The 17,344-nt window shown below is 69.7% G+C and carries 17 protein-coding genes; 10 read left to right on the top strand and 7 right to left on the bottom strand.

Annotated features, from left to right (window positions below):
* Positions 1–18 precede the first annotated feature (18 nt).
* Genes purC through purQ form a run of 4 tightly spaced genes read left to right on the top strand, consistent with a single transcriptional unit; the run spans position 19 to position 1,963 of the window.
* The gene (gene purC, locus JMJ55_RS01185; protein WP_202823655.1) at positions 19–783 is read left to right on the top strand and encodes a phosphoribosylaminoimidazolesuccinocarboxamide synthase; all 765 of its coding nucleotides are present in this window, start codon (positions 19–21) and stop codon (positions 781–783) included.
* On the top strand, positions 780–1,019 hold the full coding sequence (gene purS / locus JMJ55_RS01180; RefSeq protein WP_202823654.1) for a phosphoribosylformylglycinamidine synthase subunit PurS: 240 nt from the start codon (positions 780–782) through the stop codon (positions 1,017–1,019). Before purC ends, purS begins: the two co-directional genes overlap by 4 nt.
* A 4-nt stretch (positions 1,020–1,023) precedes the next feature.
* Positions 1,024–1,260, top strand: coding sequence for a hypothetical protein (locus JMJ55_RS01175; protein ID WP_236033311.1), 237 nt, complete (start codon positions 1,024–1,026; stop codon positions 1,258–1,260).
* A 4-nt stretch (positions 1,261–1,264) separates the two neighbouring features.
* Complete coding sequence (gene purQ / locus JMJ55_RS01170; RefSeq protein WP_202823653.1) at positions 1,265–1,963, top strand: phosphoribosylformylglycinamidine synthase subunit PurQ; 699 nt, start codon at positions 1,265–1,267, stop codon at positions 1,961–1,963.
* Positions 1,964–1,970: 7 nt separating this feature from the next.
* Here purQ and JMJ55_RS01165 read toward each other — a convergent pair whose 3' ends face one another.
* Positions 1,971–3,737, bottom strand: coding sequence for an LCCL domain-containing protein (locus JMJ55_RS01165; protein WP_202823652.1), 1,767 nt, complete (start codon positions 3,735–3,737; stop codon positions 1,971–1,973).
* 102 nt (positions 3,738–3,839) lie between these two features.
* Here JMJ55_RS01165 and purL point away from each other — a divergent pair, with 102 nt between their 5' ends.
* From purL to JMJ55_RS01135, 6 genes are all read left to right on the top strand, one after another.
* Positions 3,840–6,038 (top strand): phosphoribosylformylglycinamidine synthase subunit PurL, encoded by a 2,199-nt coding sequence (gene purL, locus JMJ55_RS01160; RefSeq protein WP_328702565.1) that lies wholly within the window; start codon positions 3,840–3,842, stop codon positions 6,036–6,038.
* Positions 6,039–6,043: 5 nt separating this feature from the next.
* Positions 6,044–6,277, top strand: a complete 234-nt coding sequence (locus JMJ55_RS01155) for a BolA family protein (RefSeq protein ID WP_202823651.1) — start codon at positions 6,044–6,046, stop codon at positions 6,275–6,277.
* 18 nt (positions 6,278–6,295) lie between these two features.
* The gene (grxD, locus tag JMJ55_RS01150) at positions 6,296–6,634 is read left to right on the top strand and encodes a Grx4 family monothiol glutaredoxin (RefSeq protein WP_202823650.1); all 339 of its coding nucleotides are present in this window, start codon (positions 6,296–6,298) and stop codon (positions 6,632–6,634) included.
* Between the two features lie 223 nt (positions 6,635–6,857).
* On the top strand, positions 6,858–8,381 hold the full coding sequence (locus tag JMJ55_RS31870; protein ID WP_202823649.1) for an AAA family ATPase: 1,524 nt from the start codon (positions 6,858–6,860) through the stop codon (positions 8,379–8,381).
* A gap of 33 nt (positions 8,382–8,414) precedes the next feature.
* On the top strand, positions 8,415–10,457 hold the full coding sequence (locus JMJ55_RS01140; RefSeq protein ID WP_202823648.1) for an NAD(+) synthase: 2,043 nt from the start codon (positions 8,415–8,417) through the stop codon (positions 10,455–10,457).
* A 36-nt stretch (positions 10,458–10,493) separates the two neighbouring features.
* Positions 10,494–11,102, top strand: coding sequence for a cysteine hydrolase family protein (locus tag JMJ55_RS01135; RefSeq protein WP_202823647.1), 609 nt, complete (start codon positions 10,494–10,496; stop codon positions 11,100–11,102).
* A gap of 79 nt (positions 11,103–11,181) precedes the next feature.
* On the opposite strand, the gene JMJ55_RS01130 is transcribed toward JMJ55_RS01135, so the two are convergent.
* Genes JMJ55_RS01130 through JMJ55_RS01105 form a run of 6 tightly spaced genes read right to left on the bottom strand, consistent with a single transcriptional unit; the run spans position 11,182 to position 17,334 of the window.
* Positions 11,182–11,493, bottom strand: coding sequence for a DUF4387 domain-containing protein (locus JMJ55_RS01130; RefSeq protein ID WP_202823646.1), 312 nt, complete (start codon positions 11,491–11,493; stop codon positions 11,182–11,184).
* Positions 11,493–12,833: an acyclic terpene utilization AtuA family protein gene (locus JMJ55_RS01125; RefSeq protein ID WP_202823645.1), complete on the bottom strand. Its 1,341-nt coding sequence runs from the start codon at positions 12,831–12,833 to the stop codon at positions 11,493–11,495. Before JMJ55_RS01125 ends, JMJ55_RS01130 begins: the two co-directional genes overlap by 1 nt.
* Positions 12,834–12,844: 11 nt before the next feature.
* Positions 12,845–13,822, bottom strand: coding sequence for a Bug family tripartite tricarboxylate transporter substrate binding protein (locus JMJ55_RS01120; RefSeq protein WP_202823644.1), 978 nt, complete (start codon positions 13,820–13,822; stop codon positions 12,845–12,847).
* A complete protein-coding gene (locus tag JMJ55_RS01115) occupies positions 13,819–15,174 on the bottom strand; it encodes an LLM class flavin-dependent oxidoreductase (protein WP_202823643.1) in 1,356 nt (451 codons plus the stop codon). The genes JMJ55_RS01120 and JMJ55_RS01115 overlap by 4 nt, the downstream gene beginning before the upstream one ends.
* A gap of 16 nt (positions 15,175–15,190) precedes the next feature.
* Entirely contained in the window at positions 15,191–16,396 is a 1,206-nt protein-coding gene (locus JMJ55_RS01110) for a CaiB/BaiF CoA transferase family protein (RefSeq protein ID WP_202823642.1), read from the bottom strand.
* Positions 16,393–17,334 carry an HpcH/HpaI aldolase/citrate lyase family protein gene (locus tag JMJ55_RS01105; protein ID WP_202823641.1) on the bottom strand — a complete coding sequence of 314 codons (942 nt, stop codon included), beginning with the start codon at positions 17,332–17,334 and terminating at the stop codon, positions 16,393–16,395. Before JMJ55_RS01105 ends, JMJ55_RS01110 begins: the two co-directional genes overlap by 4 nt.
* Positions 17,335–17,344: the final 10 nt, after the last annotated feature.

Here is a 17,344-nt window from a genome sequence, read left to right as displayed (position 1 = left end):
AGAAGGAAACCGGTAACCATGGCGCGACGCCGTCAGCTCTATGAGGGAAAGGCCAAGATCCTGTTCGAGGGCCCCGAGCCGGGGACGCTGGTGCAGTATTTCAAGGACGATGCCACCGCCTTCAACAGCCAGAAGAAGGGCACCATCACCGGCAAGGGTGTGCTGAACAACCGGATCAGCGAATACCTGATGACCCGGCTGATGGAGATCGGCGTCCCGACCCATTTCATCCGGCGGCTGAACATGCGGGAGCAACTGATCCGCGAGGTGGAGATCATCCCGCTGGAGCTGGTGGTGCGGAACGTGGCCGCCGGCAGCCTCTCGACCCGGCTCGGCATCGCCGAGGGGACGCGCCTGCCGCGCTCGATCATCGAATATTATTACAAGAACGATCAGCTGAACGACCCGCTGGTCTGCGAGGAGCACATCACCGCCTTCGGCTGGGCGGCGACCCAGGACCTCGACGACATGGTCGCGCTGGCGCTCCGAGTGAACGACTTCCTGACCGGGCTGCTGCTCGGCGTCGGCATCACGCTGGTAGACTTCAAGGTGGAATTCGGCCGCCTCTACGAGAACGAGGAAATGCGGATCGTCCTGGCGGATGAGATCAGCCCGGATAATTGCCGGCTCTGGGACGCCAAGACGGGCGAGAAGATGGACAAGGACCGCTTCCGCCGCGACCTCGGCAAGGTCGAGGAAGGCTATCAGGAAGTGGCGAGGCGGCTCGGCATCCTGCCCGAGGCGGGGGTACGGGACCTCAAGGGGCCGGAGATGATGCAATGAAGGCGAAAGTCGTTGTGATGCCGAAGGCCGGCGTGCTGGACCCGCAGGGCAAGGCGATCGGCCATGCCCTGGCCGGCCTCGGCTTCGAGGGCGTCGGCGAGGTGCGGGCGGGCAAGGTGATCGAGCTGGAGCTGGCCGAGACCGACCCAGTGAAGGCGAAGGCCGAGGCCGAGGCCATGGCGCGGAAGCTGCTGGCGAATACGGTGATCGAGAGCTTCTCGGTCAGCTTGGACTAAGGCTTTGAAAACCTCGCTCTTCATCATGCTTGGGCTGACGGTGCTGATCGCTATCGGCCTGCGCTGGCGGGAGGAGCGGGTGGCGGTGCTGCGGCCGGCGGCCGGGCCGCGACGCAAGGGGTTCCTGGCGGCGCAGAAGCACCGGCTGAACCGATGGCTGACTGCCGCCACCTTGGCGGCCTTGACGACGATGCTGGTGCTGGGCGGGCTGCATTGGCTGCGCGTCTGGCAGGGAGGTTAGGCGGATGCAGGCAGGGATCGTGATGTTCCCCGGCACCAACCGGGAACGCGACATGGCGCTGGCCCTCCAGCGCGCGACGGGTCGGAAGCCCGCCATTCTCTGGCACCGCGATACGGAGCTGCCGGCCGGCACCGACCTCGTCGTGCTGCCGGGCGGCTTCTCCTACGGCGACTATCTCCGCTGCGGGGCAATGGCGGCGCAGAGCCCGATCATGCGGGCGATTCACGAATTTGCCGGACGCGGCGGGCATGTGCTCGGCGTCTGCAATGGCTTCCAGATGCTGGCCGAGGCGGGGCTGCTGCCGGGCGCGCTGCTGCGCAACGCCTCGCTCCGCTTCCTCTCGATGGACTGCCATATGCGGGTGGAGCGGACGGATACCGCCTATACCGGTCGCTTCCAGCGCGGCCAGATCTTCCGCTCTACCATGGCGCATGGCGACGGCAACTACTTCGCCGACGAGGCGACGCTCGACCGGCTGGAGGGCGAGGGGCTGGTGGCGCTGCGCTACACGACCGCCGACGGCCAAGTGACCGAGGCGGCGAACCTCAACGGCAGCGCGCGCAACATCGCCGGCATCCTCTCGCCCAATCTCCGGGTGCTGGGGCTGATGCCGCATCCGGAGAACCAGGTCGATCCGCTGATCGACGGCACGGACGGCCTGCCGCTCTTCGAGAGCCTGGCGGAGGCGCTGGCGACGGCCTGAGCCGTCGCTACAGCCGCGCCGCCTGCACCCGGCGGTTCAGCGCCCGGCCGCTCTCGCTGCCATTGTCGGCGATCGGCTCATTCGGCCCCCTCCCCTCCGAGCTCAGCCGCTCGGCCGGGATGCCGGCCGCGACCAGCCATTGCCGCACGCTCTCGGCCCGGCGCTGGGACAGCGGCAGGTTGGTGGCCGCCGACCCGGTGCTGTCGGTATGGCCGATCAGCCGCAGCCGCAGCGCGGGGTCGGCGACCAGCGCATCCCGCAACTGGGTCAGTACCGGGGCGGCGCTGATATCGAGATCGGCCGAGTTGGTGCGGAAGGTGATGTAGAGCTGCACCTGGCCGGTGCGCTGCAGGGTTTCGGCGACCGGCGCCTGGACCGGAGCGCTGGATTTTGTCGCCCTCGGGTTGCCGGTGAAGCGGTAGCTGGCGTTGTAGGCGCCGTAATTCTGGCTCTGCACGCCGTTGCGGGTGGTGCCGGGATAGCGTGCGGCACCGGGGAGCATCTGGAGCGCGACGGTGCCGCCGGTCTGGGCGATCATCCCGGCATGGACGGCGGCGCGGCAGGTGGCGCTGTCGGCGGTGTAGGTGTCCGTGCCCCAGACCGCGCCGCGCAAGGTCGCCTCGCCGGGGCAGAGGCAGCTCAGGGCCTCGCCGCTATCGGCATAGCTGGTCATGTCGTCGGGGCAGAGCTGCGGCCCGGCCGAGGCCGCCTGGCGCGGGCCGCCCTGGAAGCGGTAGCTGGCGCCATAGGCGCCGTAATTCTGGCTCTGCACGCCATTGCGGGTGGTGCCCGGATAGCGGGCCGCACCCGGCAGCATCTCCAGCGTCACCTGGCCACCTTGCCGGCCGAGGATGCCGGCATGCAGCGCCGCGCGGCAGGTCGCACTGTCGGCGGTATAGGTATCCGTCCCCCAGACCGAGCCCTGGCCGATCTGAGCGGCCGGGCAGGAGCAGGTCACGGTCTCACTGCTATCGGCATAGGCGGTCATGTCGTCCGGGCATTGGCTGATGGCGGCCGGGCCGGCGGGCGTGGCCTGGGCCGATTGCGGGGCGCCCTGGAAGCGGTAGCTGCTGCCATAGCTGCCGTAATTCTGGCTCTGCACGCCATTGCGGGTCATGCCGGGGTAGCGCGGCTGGCCCGGCAGCATCTCCAGCGTCACCTGACCGCCCTGCCGGCCGAGGATGCCCGCATGCAGCGCAGCCCGGCAGGTGGCGCTGTCCGAGGTATAGGTGTCGCTGCCCCAGACCGAGCCCTGGCCGAGCTGGGCGGCCGGGCAGCCGCAGGTCACGACCTCGGCGCTGTTGGCGAAGGCCTCCATAGTGTCCGGGCACTGGCCGAGATTGGTCGGCGCCGCCGGGGCGGCCGGTGCCTGGGCCTGCTGCGGACTGCCCTGGAAGCGGTAGCTGGCGCCGTAGCTGCCGTAATTCTGGCTCTGCACGCCGTTCCGGGTGGTGCCCGGATAGCGCGGCTGGCCGGGCAGCATCTCGACCGTGACGGTGCCGCCCTGCCGCCCCAGAATGCCGGCATGGACCGCGGCGCGGCAGGTGGCGCTGTCGGCGGTGTAGGTGTCGCTGCCCCAGACCGCGCCCTGCCCCGCCTGGGCGGCCGGGCAGGTGCAGGTCAGGACCTCGTTGCTATCGGCATAAGCCTCCATATTGTCGGGGCACTGGCTCGGCGCCGCCGGGGCCTTGGAACTGCCGCCCAGCGGCTGGCCCAGGGCCGGCGCGGCAGCCAGCAGCAAGGGCAGGAGCAGCGACAGGAGCGCGCGCGGCATGGCAGGTCTTCCTCGGCCCGGCGCGCCGGCCCCCTGCCGGCCGCACCTTTCCTGCTATAACCACCGACATTCCGGCCGCATGGGAATCCCGAACGCGTGAAGATCGACACCCTCGCCCCCGAGAGAGCCCGCCAGCTGGCCGCCGAATTCGGCCTGAAGCCGGACGAGTATGAGCGCGTCCTCGCCATCCTCGGCCGGGAGCCCTCGCTGACCGAGCTCGGCATCTTCAGCGTCATGTGGTCCGAGCATTGCTCCTACAAGTCGAGCCGGGTCTGGCTGCGGGAGCTACCGACCAAGGCGCCCTGGGTGATTCATGGCCCGGGCGAGAATGCCGGCGTCATCGATATCGGGGACGGGCTCGCCGCCGTCTTCAAGATGGAGAGCCACAATCACCCCTCCTTCATCGAGCCCTATCAGGGCGCGGCGACGGGAGTGGGCGGCATCCTGCGCGATGTCTTCACCATGGGCGCACGGCCGATTGCCAACCTCAACGCGCTCCGCTTCGGCAGCCCCGATGCGCCGCGGATGAAGCAGGTCATCGACGGCGTGGTGCGCGGCATCGGCGGCTACGGCAATTGCGTCGGCGTGCCGACCGTGGGCGGCGAGGTGAACTTCCACCCGCGCTACAACGGCAACCCGCTGGTCAATGCGATGACGGTCGGCATCGCGCCGCGCGACCGCATCTTCCTCAGCGCCGCGGCCGGCGTCGGCAACCCGGTGGTCTATGTCGGCTCGAAGACCGGGCGTGACGGCATCCATGGTGCGACCATGGCCAGCACCGAATTCTCGGCCGATTCCGAGGAGAAGCGCCCGACCGTCCAGATCGGCGACCCCTTCGCCGAGAAGCTGCTGATCGAGGCCTGCATGGAGCTGATGGCGACGGACGCCATCGTCGCCATCCAGGATATGGGCGCGGCCGGCCTCACCTCCTCCTCGGTCGAGATGGCCGGCAAGGGCGGCGTCGGCATCGAGCTCGACATGGAGCGTGTCCCCCAGCGCGAGCAGGGGATGAGCGCCTATGAGATGATGCTGTCGGAAAGCCAGGAGCGGATGCTGATGGTGCTCCGCCCCGGTGCCGAGCACATCGCCGAGCGCATCTTCACCAAATGGGAGCTGGATTTCGCCGTCATCGGAAGGCTGACCGAGACCGGCCATATCGTCATCCGCCACAACGGCGTGGTGGAGGCGGACATCCCCCTCGCCCCGCTCGAGAGCGAGGCGCCGCTCTACCGCCGCCCGACCGCCGAGACGCCGAAGCAGCCGGTGCTGGACCCGGCCTCGGTCGCCGATCCGGTGGGGCTGGAGGCGGCGCTGACGACCCTCGTCGCCTGCCCCGATCTCTGCTCCCGCCGCTGGATCTGGGACCAGTATGACAGCATGGTCGGCGGCCAGACGGCGAAACGCCCCGGCGCCGCCGATGCCGCCGTGGTCCGCATCGAGGACCACCGCCGCGCCCTGGCCATGACGACCGACACCACCCCGCGCTATTGCCTCGCCGATCCCGAGGAGGGCGGGCGCCAGGCGGTGGCCGAGGCCTGGCGGAACCTGACCGCCACCGGCGCCCTGCCGCTGGCCGTCACCGACAACATGAATTTCGGCAACCCGGAGAAGCCGGAGATCATGGGGCAGTTCGCCGCCGCCGTCCGCGGCATGGCGAGCGCCTGCACCGCGCTCGACTTCCCCGTCGTCTCGGGCAATGTCTCGCTCTACAACGAGACGGAAGGCCGCGGCATCCTTCCCACCCCCGCCATCGGCGGCGTCGGCGTGCTGGAGGATGTGACCCAGGCGATCGGCCTCGCCCTGCCGGCCGGCACCGAGTTGGTGCTGATCGGCGATACGCAGGGCTGGCTCGGCCAGTCCCTCTGGCTGCGCGAGATCTCGGGGCGGGAGGAAGGCGCGCCGCCGCCGGTCGACCTCACGGCCGAGCGCCGCAATGGCGATTTCGTCCGTGCCCAGATCCTCTCGGGCGCCGTCCGCGCCTGCCACGATTGCGCCGATGGCGGGCTGCTGGTGACTGTGGCGGAAATGGCGATGGCGAGTGGCATCGGCGCCACCCTCCTTCCCAGCCCGGCCGATTGCCCCGCCCATGCCTTCTGGTTCGGCGAGGACCAGGGGCGCTATGTGCTCGCCGTCGCCGATGCTACGGCGCTGATCGCGGCTGCCGAGGCGGCGGGGGTGCCAGCCCGACGGCTCGGCCGCAGCGGGGGGGAGGGCTTGGTTCTCCCCGATGGCCGTTCCATATCGGTAGCCAGTCTGCGGGCGGCGCATGAGGCGACCCTGCCCGCCCTGATGGAGGGCTGAACGGGATGGCGATGCAACCGGCGGAGATCGAAGCGCTGATCAAGGCGGCGCTCCCCGATGCGCAGGTCACCATCGAGGATCTGGCGGGGGACGGCGACCACTATGCCGCCACCGTGGTCTCGGAAGCCTTCCGTGGCCGCAGCCGGGTCCAGCAGCACCAGCTCGTCTATGCCGCGCTCCGCGGCCGCATGGGGGGCGAGTTGCACGCCCTGGCCCTGCAAACCTCTGCCCCTGCCTGACCTATCGGAGATCCCACCATGACCAACCCCGTCTTCGAACGTATCGAGACCGATATCAACGCCAACCCGGTCGTGCTCTTCATGAAGGGCACCCCGGTCTTCCCGCAATGCGGCTTCTCCGCCCGCGTGGTGCAGATCCTCAGCCATATCGGCGTGCCGTTCAAAGGCGTGAACGTGCTGGAGGACATGGAAATCCGCGAGGGCATCAAGGCCTATGCCAACTGGCCGACCATCCCGCAGCTCTATGTGAAGGGTGAGTTCGTCGGCGGCTGCGACATCATCATGGAGATGTTCCAGGCCGGCGAGCTGCAGTCGATGCTGAAGGAGAAGGGCATCCCCGTCTCCGCCGAGGCCTGATCGTTTGGCTGGCCCGCGATCGTCCCAAGTGGAAACACTTGGGGCGTGAATCGCTGGCCGAACGAAAGCCTCCTCCAGGATCGGCCTGACGACAGGCAGGCCGATCCCGGACGAGAAGTGCTGCGAACGCGGCACCCCTGCCACGGGCAAGGTTGTTTCGCCTGTTGGCATACGAATTGTATTCACAAATATAACATGACGGTGTTCTCTTGCTCTCAGTCCCGTGAGCGAGGCCGTCCCATTGCCCGACACCAATCTCCAGACTGACTCCATCGTCGCGCCGGTCGGCCAGTCCGCCGAGGGCGAGGTGTCAGACACCTCCCTGCTCTTCGGCACGCCGGGCAGCCCACCGCTCTGGCTCTGGCTGACCATCGAGACGACCGAGCTGGCCGCGCTGGAGGCGGCGCTGCTGCGCCATCTGCGCTCCCCCCTCTTCCCCTCCCGCATCGGCGAGGAGGCGGTGCGGCCGGGCGACGATGCGGGGCTGCTGGACTTCATCGCCCGCTTCGGCGCCATCGCCGGCCGCTTCGCCGAGGGCCCGGCCCTGATCATCGCCGCCGCCCGGATCGTCGCCGAGCGCGGCGGCAGCCTCGCCCGCCAGGGCGCGCTGGCCTGCATCGAGGCGCTGCAATACCGCCTGCATGCCGAGGCACGCGGCCTCGCCGGCGACCCGACCCGGCTGCGGCATTTCGTGCTGGCGGCACGGCTCTCGGCCGATCTCTGGCTGCGCTTCCTGCCGGGGCCCGAGAGCGCGCGCCCGCTTCCCTCGCGCTTGGCCGAGACGCTGAACCTGCCGCTGCCGCAGCAGGCCCCGGCACCGGCCGCTGCCCCTGCCCCGCCACCGGCCGTCGCCTATCCGGGCAGCCAGGTGGTGGTGCTGCAGCCCTTCACCCCACCGAATGAACGGGCGGAATGGCAGTCCTACCACCCTCTGACCACGCCGCTGCCGCTTCGCCGGGTGCCGCGGGATGCGCTGGCCCGGCTTTCCGCCCTGGCTCAGGCGGCACCGGCCTTCGCCGCGCCGCTGGCCGAGATCCGGCGCAGCCTGGCGCTGGCGGCCCATGCCGGCCGTCCCTCGCCGCGGCTGCGCCCGATCCTGCTGGTCGGCCCGCCGGGCATCGGCAAGACCTGGTTCGCCCGCCGCCTCGCCCGCGCGCTCGACCTGCCCTTCGCCAGCCTCAACCTCGGCGGCGCCACCGACAACCGCTGCCTCCAGGGCACGGCGCGCGGCTGGTCGGCCACCACCCCGGCCTGGCCGATCGCCGAGATGGCCCGGCTTGGCGCGCCGAACCCGGTCTTCTTCCTCGACGAGATCGAGAAGGCGGGCGGCCAGCGCGACACCAATGGCCGCGCCCATGACACGCTGCTGGCGATGATCGAGCCGGAGAGCAGCGCCGCCTGGTTCGACGAATGCCTCCGCACCGCGGCCGATCTGCGGCATGCGATCTGGGTCATGGCGGCGAACGAGACGCGGGGGATCAGCGCCCCGCTGCTCTCCCGCCTCTCGGTCCATCAGATCGAGCCGCCGCCGGCCAGCGCCTTCGCCGGAACCTATGCCGGCCTGCTCTCGGGCATCGCCGAGGATATGGGCTGCGTCCCGGACGAGCTGCCGCCCCTGCCGCCGGAGACGCGGGAGGCCCTGCGGCGGGGCTTCGCCGGGCACCGCAACCTGCGCCGGCTGCGGGCGCAGATGGAGGAATGCCTCGGCATCGCCGCCGAGGCGGCGCTGGCCGGGCCCCGCTGCTGACGAATCCCGCGAAGCGGCGTTATCCTCCCCAGGATGACGCCCTTCACCTCACTCTACCGGCACGGCTTCGCCCGGGTCGCCGCCTGCACCATCCGCACTTCGCTGGCCGATCCGCCGACGAATGCGGCCTCGATCCTCAAGGTCGCGCGGGAAGCCGATACCCGCGGGGCGGCGGTCGCCGTCTTCCCGGAGCTTGCCCTCTCCGGCTACTCGATCGAGGACCTGCTGCTGCAGGACGCGCTGCTGGATGCGGTGGAGCGGGCGGCGGGCGACCTGCTCGAAGCCTCCCGCACCCTCCGGCCGCTGCTGGTGGTCGGCGCCCCGCTGCGCCATGCCGGGCGGGTCTATAACACCGCGCTGGTCATCCATCGGGGCCGGCTGCTCGGCGTGGTGCCGAAGACCTATCTGCCGACCTATCGTGAATTCTACGAGAAGCGCCAGCTCGCCCAGGGCGATGGCGCGCCGGAGGGCGATATCCGCCTCGCCGGCCAGGTGGCGCCCTTCACCGCCGGGCTGATCTTCGAGGCGGAGGATGTCCCCGGCCTGCTGATCCATACCGAGATCTGCGAGGATTTCTGGGTGCCGATCCCGCCCAGCGGGCCGGCGGCCCTGGCGGGTGCGACGGTGCTGCTGAACATCTCCGGCAGCCCGATCACCATCGGCAAGGCGGAGACGCGGCGGATGCTCTGCCAGTCGCAATCCGCCCGCTGCCTCGCCGCCTATGCCTATACCGCCGCCGGGGCGGGCGAATCGACCACCGAGGTCTCCTGGGATGGCCAAGCCGAGATCTGGGAGAATGGCGCCCTCCTGGCCGAGACGCCACGCTTCCCGCGCGACGCTCAGATGGCCGTCGCCGATATCGACCTCGACCTGCTCCGGCAGGAACGGATGCGCCAGGGCACCTTTGACGACAACCGGCGCAACACCCCGGCGGCGGCCGGCTTCCGTCGCATCCCCTTCCGGCTCGACCCGCCGATGGAGGATATCGGCTTCGCCCGGCCGATCGAGCGCTTCCCCTTCGTGCCCGCCCATCCCGAGCGGCTCGCCCAGGATTGCTACGAGGCGTACAACATCCAGGTCGCCGGCCTCGTGCAGCGGATGGAGGCGGCGCGGATCAAGCGCATCGTCATCGGCGTCTCGGGCGGGCTCGACAGCACCCAGGCGCTGATCGTGGCCGCCCGGGCGATGGACCTGCTGGGCCGGCCCCGCACCGACATCCTCGGCTTCACCATGCCGGGCTTCGGCACCTCGGAGGGCACGAAGGGCAATGCGCACCGGCTGATGGCGAGCCTCGGCATCGAGGCGCGGGAGCTGGATATTCGCCCGGCGGCGCGGCAGATGCTGGGCGATCTCGGCCATCCCTTCGCCAAGGGGGAGCCGGTCTATGACATCACCTTCGAGAACGTCCAGGCGGGGCTGCGGACCGACTACCTGTTCCGCGCCGCCAATTACGTGGACGGCATCGTGCTCGGCACCGGCGACCTGTCCGAACTCGCGCTGGGCTGGTGCACCTATGGCGTCGGCGACCAGATGTCGCATTACAACGTCAATGCCGGCGTGCCGAAGACGCTGATCCAGCACCTGATCCGCTGGGTCATCGCCACCGATCAGTTCAGCGCCGAGGTGGGCGAGGTGCTGGGCGCCATCCTCGATACCGAGATTTCGCCGGAACTGGTGCCGGCCGAGGACGGCAAGGCCCTGCAGAGTACCGAGGCCAAGGTCGGCCCCTATGCGCTGCAGGACTTCAACCTCTACTACACGCTTCGGTACGGTTTCAGGCCGTCGAAGATCGCCTTCCTCGCCCTGCAGGCCTGGGGCGATGCGGCGCGCGGCAACTGGCCGCCGCATTTCCCCGAGGCGAAGCGCAACGCCTATGACCTGCCGACCATCCGCCACTGGCTGGAGGTCTTCCTGCAACGCTTCTTCGGCTTCAGCCAGTTCAAGCGCAGCGCCATGCCGAACGGGCCGAAGGTCGCCGCCGGCGGCTCGCTCTCGCCGCGCGGCGACTGGCGGGCGCCGTCCGATGGCAATGCGCGGGCCTGGTTGGAGGAATTGCGGCGGAACGTGCCGGAGTAGAGTGCATCCCGACCACGGCTTCGTCGTTCAGCGGCCATGGCACAAGATGAACTCCATTACGGACCGCTGGACGAACGCTGCCTGCATCTCTGCATCGACATGCAGAATCTCTTTGCCGGGCATACGGAATGGCACACGCCCTGGATGGAGCGGGTGGTGCCGATGGTGGAGCGGCTGGCCGCCGCCCATCCGGACCGCACCATCTTCACCCGCTTCATCCCCGCCGCCCGCCCCGGCGAGGGCACCGGCACCTGGCGCCGCTACTGGGAACGCTGGCCCAAGATGACACGGGAGCAGCTGCCGGAGGGTGCGCTGGACCTGATGCCGCCGCTCGCGCGGCTGGTCCCGCCGGCCGAGGTTTTCGACAAGGCGGTCTATTCGCCCTGGGTCTGCGGCACGCTGCATCCGCGCCTGCAGAAGCGGGGGATCGAGACACTGATCATCAGCGGGGCGGAGACGGATGTCTGCGTCCTCGCCGCCGTGCTTGGTGCGGTCGATCTCGGCTACCGGGTTGTGATCCCGACCGACGCGCTGTGCAGCTCCTCCGACCGCACGCATGACGCGCTGCTGACGCTCTACAACGAACGCTACGGCCAGCAGGTGGAGGCGGTGACGACGGAGGTCATCCTGCGGGAGTGGCGCTGATTATTCCGTCATGCGCGGGCCTGACCCGCGCATCCTGGCCCCGCGGCGAGATGGCCGGGTCAGGGCTGGCCATGACAAGTCAAAGCGGCACCTCCACATCCAGCAGCGGGGCATGCTGCTGCGCGCCGTAGACATCGGTGTCGCCGAAGTCGCCGGCCGGCACCAGGCGCGGCAGCGTCGCCTTGAAGGCGGAGGCGGTGTCGTAGGGGGTGAAGAGCACATCCCCCTCCGCCACGCCGTAGAGCCGGGCGAAGAGCGCGGCGCTCAGCACGCCGGTCGCCTTGACCCGGCGGTACAAGGCCGGGTCCTCGAACAGCACGTCGATCGTGACCATGAAGGGCCCGGCATTCTTGCTCTTGCAGATCTGGGCGATGTCGCGGATCCGGGGCATCACACGCTCTCGTATTCGATGGGGAAGAGGGCGCAGGGGTCGTCCACCGCGAGGGTGTGGAAGATGCTGAACCGGTAGAGCTCGCCGAGCGGAATGTCGGACGGCGAGAAGGGGAAGGCCATGTTGCCCTCCTTGCAGAGCCGGCCGGGGAAGTCGGCATGCAGCAGGCTGGTGCGGGCCATGGCGAGCACGGCATTCGCCACCTCCTGCTCGTCGGCCAGCACCTCGATGACGAAGCCGAGCTCGTGCGAGGAGACGGACTTCACCGGTTCCCACCCCGCCATCACCGCATCCCGCCCGATGACGCGGACGGCCATGCGGTAGCGCTCCGCCGAGACGCCGAAGGAGGCGGCCTTGGCCTCGACCTTGGCCCGGTGCGTGGCGAGGTAGTCGTCGATCTGGCCGATCAGCACCGGGTCCCGCGTGGCGCAGATGGTGATGGCGCGGTAGCCGGCCAGCTCCACCCCTTCCAGCTTCACCGTGTAGGTCTCGGCCGGAGTCCAGCGCATGCCGGCGACCTGCACCGCGCGGTCGGAGACGGGGGTGAAGGTGACGTCCGAGGTGTCGAGCAGGCCGCCCGGCTCCACATGGTGGGTCGGGCTGGAATTCTCATGCAGCGCGAAATTGGCGACCGAGAGCGGCGTGCAGCGGCGGATCGGGTTGGGCGGCTCGCAGACCAGGTGATCGCCCTCGATCGTCACCAGCAGGCAGTCCGGCTCCTTCGGCGTCGTCGGCTCGGCGCCGCATTCCAGCATCTTGCCGGCATACCAGGAGGGCGCCGGCGCCATGCCGGCGCGGATGGCGGGGGCGGCCCATTGCGCCGGGTCGCTGCTGCGGCCGGCGAGGATCACCTGCGCGCCGCCATCGAGCGCGCGGGCGATCGGCTCCGGCCCCATCATGCCGACGATGCGCGTGGCGCGGTCGATCGTCGCCGCGTCGAGCGGCGGCAGCTTCGCCAGCGGCTTCGTCCGGTCGAGGCGGCTGCCGAGCATCGCCTTGTCCTGCTCGGCATGGATCAGCGCCATGCGGAAGGACAGGCCCTCCTCCCGCGCGATCTCCCGCGCCAGCGCCGCCATGCTCTGCAGATGCGGCTCGCCCCCTGCCCCGCCCGAGGTGCCGATGATGCAGGGGATGCCGGCGGCGACGGCCGCCTGCAGCATCAGCCGGAAGTCGCGCTTGACCGAGAGGCGCGAGCAGAAGGAGGTGCCGGCACCGAGATAGTGCGGCCCTGGGTCCGTCGAGCCGCCGTCGCAGCCGATAACCTGCGGCTGGCGGCTCATCCCGATGCGGAGCGACTCCTCGGCATAGCCATAGCCGAGGATGCCGCTCGTCGAGAGCATGGTGAAGGTTTTCATTGGCGGGGCAACAACCCTTCCTTGGCGGCCTTGGCCCAGCGGGCGTCGTCGTCGCGCAGCGTGGCGGCCAGCGCCTCCAAATCCATCGGCGCAGGGTCTGAGGCCATGGCCCTGAATTTCTCCTGCATGGCGGGCGTCGCGCTGACCTCGACGCAGGCGCGGTTGAAGCGGCGGGCGATCTCCACCGGCAGCTTTGCCGGGCCGAAGATCCCGACCCAGCCGATGAAGGTGCAGTCGGGCAGGCCGCATTCAACGAGGGTCGGGCTGTCCGGCAGGAAGCCGGACCGCTCCGGCGAGGTGACGGCGATCACCTTCACCTTGCCGCCCGGCAGCAGCGGCATGGCCGTCGCCGTGCTGCCCCAGGCAAGCTTGAGGTGCCCGCCGGTGAGGTCGCCGAGATAGGCGCCGCTGCCGCGATAGGGCACCTCGGTCAGGTCGATGCCGGCGGCCTTGGCGAATTGATTGGCGGCGTAGGAGGATTGCGCATCGGAGGTTGCCTGCGCGATCTCGCCCTTCGGCCGCGTCTTGGCATAGGCGATGAGGCTCGGGACGTCCTTGAAAGGCGCGTCTGTATTCGCCATCAGCACCAGCGGGTAGCGTGCCATCAGCGCGATCGGGGTGAAGTCATTCGTCGGGTCGAAGGGCAGGTTCGGCACCATGTGGCGGTTCATCACATGGGTGCTGGTGACGGTGACGAAGGTGTAGCCATCGGGCGAGCTGCGCGCCACGGCCTCCGAGCCGACGATGCCATTGGCGCCCGGCCGGTTCTCGACGACGAAGGTCTGGCCGAGGCGCGCGGTCAGCGCCTCCGCCATCGCGCGGGAGGTGAGGTCGGTGCCGCCGCCTGGCGCATAGGCGACGACAAGGCGCACCGTGCGCTCGGGCCAATTGCCCTGTGCGCGCACCGCGGGCGCGGCAAGCAACCCGATGCCGGCCGCGGCCAGCCCCCGCCGGCCGAGAATCGCCTTCCTCATTGTGCCTTCCTCCATTCGCCATGTTGCGGCCGTTGCAGGCCGAGATTCTCGCGCAGCGTGCTGCCGGCATAGTCCTTGTGATACAGGCCGCGCCGCTGCATCTCCGGCACCACCAGCCGGGTGAAATCCTCGAAGGAGCCGGGATTCTGAGAGGCGACGAGGACGAAGCCGTCGCAGGCGCGGCCCTCGAACCAAGTCTGCATCTGGTCCACCACCTGCTTCGGCGTGCCGGTGAAATTGGGGAATTCGCGTGTGGTGCCGCGGCCGGAGAAAGTGACGAAGTCGCGCACCGTCGGGTTCTGCTTGCCGCTCAGCATGACGATGCGGTCCTTGAAGCCGCCCCAGGAGAGGCCGGCGAGCTCCGCATCGGTGAAGGGCTCGTCCATCGGCTTCGAGGCGAAGTCGAAATTGAGCGCCTCGGAGAGCAGCACCACGCCGTCCTCCGCCGTCGCCAGCGCCTCGGTGAAGCGGCGCTTCTCCTCGGCCAGCGCCTCGGTCTCGGCGACGTTGACATAGACGGCGGGGGCGACCGTCACCTCGTCCGGGTTGCGGCCGGATTCAGCGACGGCGCGCTTGAGGTCGGCATATTGCTTCTTCCCCGCCTCGATATTCGGGTAGACGACGAAGATCAGCTCGCCCCAGCGCCCGGCGAAGCGGCGGCCGCGGCCGGACTGCCCGGCCTGGATCAGCACCGGATGGCCCTGCGGGCTCCGCGGTACCGGCAACGGGCCGTGGGTGCGGAAGAACTTGCCCTCGTAGCGCACGGGCCGGACCTTGGACGCATCGGCGAAGCGGCCGCTCTCCTTGTCGAGCAGGATGGCGTCGTCGTCCCAGCTATCCCAATGGCCCATGACCGCTTCCATGAACTCATCGGCGCGGTCGTAGCGGAGGTCGTGCTCGAGATGCTCGGTGCGGCCGAAATTCGCCGCCTCGCTGTCATTGAGCGAGGTGACGACGTTCCAGGCCGCGCGGCCCCGCGTCATCAGGTCGAGCGTGCCGAACAGCCGCGCCACATGGAACGGCTCGTAATAGGTCGTCGAATAGGTGCCGCCGAGGCCGAGCCGGCTCGTCACCTGCGACATGACGGCGAGGATCGTCGCCGGGTCCATCTTGACGACGCGGATGCCGTTCTCGACGGCTGCCACATGGTCCCGCCCATAGATATCGGGCATGGCCAGCCGGTCGTCGAAGAAGGCCAGGTGGAACTTGCCCTCCTCCAGGATGCGCGCGACGCGGGTGAAGTAGTCCGGCGTCAGGAAATCCGTCGCCGCGGCGGGATGCCGCCAGGAGCCGGGTGCGATGGAACAATTCTGCGCCTGCAGGAAGCCCACCATCTTGATCGTGCGGTTCATGTCATTCCTCCCTGGCCTAGATGGCGCCGGACTGCCGCAGCGCGGCGATGTCCTCGGCCACCATGCCCAGCCAATTGCTCAGGATGTCCTGCGTGTCGGCGCCGCGCGCCCGCCCGGCATGGCGGAATGTCGGCGGCGTCTCCGTCAGCCGCGGCACCGGCGCCGGCAGCGCCAGCTCGCCGGCCCGCTCGTCGATGACGCGCAGGATGTTCTCGCGTGCCGCGATATGCGGGTCGGCGAAGATGTCGGCGATGCTGTTGATCGGGCCCCAGGGCACGTCCGCGGCGTCGCAGGCAGCGCCGAGCTGCTCCATCGTCATCCCCGCCGCCCAGTCGGCGACGATGCCGTTCACCTCCGAGCGGTTGGCGATGCGCTGGGCGGTCTTCTCGAAGCGGTCGGGCGCGGTCAGCTCCGGTCGGCCCATGGCCTCGGCGAGACGGGCGAAGATCTTGTCGCTGGTGCAGGCGATCGCCACCCAGCGGCCTTCGCTGGTCTGCCAATGGCCGTGCGGCACCACGGTCGGCACGTCGGCGCCCATGCGCTCGCGGATGAAGCCGGTCTTGGCATAGGCCGGCGCGATCTCGTCGAGCAGGCGGAAGACGCTCTCGTAGAGGCCGATATCGACATCCTGCCCCTGCCCCGTGCGCTCGGCGACGCGCAGCGCCATCAGCACGCCGAGCGCGCCCCAGATGCCCGAGAGATAGTCGGCGAGCGAGGTGGAGCCGGGCACGACGGGCTTACCGTCCGGCTCGCCGGCGAGGAAGCTGAGCCCGCCGAAGCCATGCGCCACGCGGGCGAAGCCCGGCAGGCCGCGCCGCGGCCCGGTCTGGCCATAGGCGCTGACCCGCAGCACGACGAGCCTCGGGTTGATCTCCCGCAGCGCATCGGGGCCGAGCCCCCACTTCTCCAGCGTGCCGGGGCGGAAATTCTCGAGCAGCACGTCGGATTGCGCGATCAGCTTGCGGAACACCGCGGCACCCTCCGGGTGGCGGAGGTCGAGCGTCATGCACTGCTTGTTCCGCGCCTCGCTCAGCCAGGCGAGGGTGTCGCCGCACTCCGTCGGCGTGCCGAAGGCGCGCATCGGGTCGCCGAGCTTCGGATGCTCGATCTTCAGCACCGTCGCGCCGAAATCGGCGAGGATGGTGCCGGCGAAGGGCGCGGCGAGGAAGGTGGCGATGTCGAGCACCTTCACGCCGGCCATTGGCATCGTCAGCTCGCTCATGCCGCCAGCCCCGCCTGCCGCAGGATGTCGCGCGCCATCAGCGCATGCACCGCATCGACCATCATTCCATCCTCCGCTGCCGCGCCGGCGCCTGCCGCCTCTGCTCGGGCCAACACCCCGAGCACTTTCCTGGCCCATGCGATCCGCGCCTCATCCGGCGAGAAGACCGTGTTGATCGGGTCGATCTGGTCGGGGTGGATCGCCCATTTCCCCTCGTAGCCGAGCGCCCGCGAGCGGATGGCCGAGGCGCGGAGCCCTGCCGCGTCGCGGAAATCGGCATAGACGGCATCGATCGGCCGCACGCCCGCCGCCCGGCAGGCATTGGCGATGCGGGCCAGCGCGTAATGCCACTGGTCGTTGGCGGCGCCCGCCAGCGCGTAATCCGGGTTGGGCAGGCCGACGACCGTATCCGGCGTCCGCATCTCCCGCATGTAGTCGCCGAGGCCGAAGATCACCGTCTCGACACGGGGATGCGCCTCGGCGATCTCCTCGGCGCGTCCCACGCCCTTCGCGGTCTCGACCAGCGCGGCGATGCCAATGCGCGGACGCTCGGTCGCCGCTTCGACACCATCGAGCAGCGTGGAGAGGAAGCGGATATCGAAAGCCTCGCCGGCCTTGGGCAGCACGATGCGGTCGAGGCGCGGGCAGGCCTCGGCCACCTCGATGATGTCGCGATGGCACCAGGGCGTGCCGATGCCGTTCACCCGGACCGACATGATGCGCGGGCCCCAATCCACCTCGTTCAGGGCGGCGATGGCGGCGGCGCGCGCCTCCTCCTTGCGGCCAGGTGCCACGCCATCCTCAAGGTCGAGGACGATGGCATCCGCCGCGCTAGCCGCCGCCTTGGCGAAGAACCGGCCGGAGGTCGCCGGAACCGACAGCTCGCTCCGCTGCGGGCGCGCTGCCCTGGCCTCGACGGCCTCTCGTTGCGATGTCACGCTGCGCCCT

This window comes from Belnapia mucosa (assembly GCF_016775475.1).
Taxonomy (GTDB): domain Bacteria; phylum Pseudomonadota; class Alphaproteobacteria; order Acetobacterales; family Acetobacteraceae; genus Belnapia; species Belnapia mucosa.
Note: the sequence above shows the minus strand (reverse complement) of the source record. Positions and strands in the feature narration are given on the sequence as shown.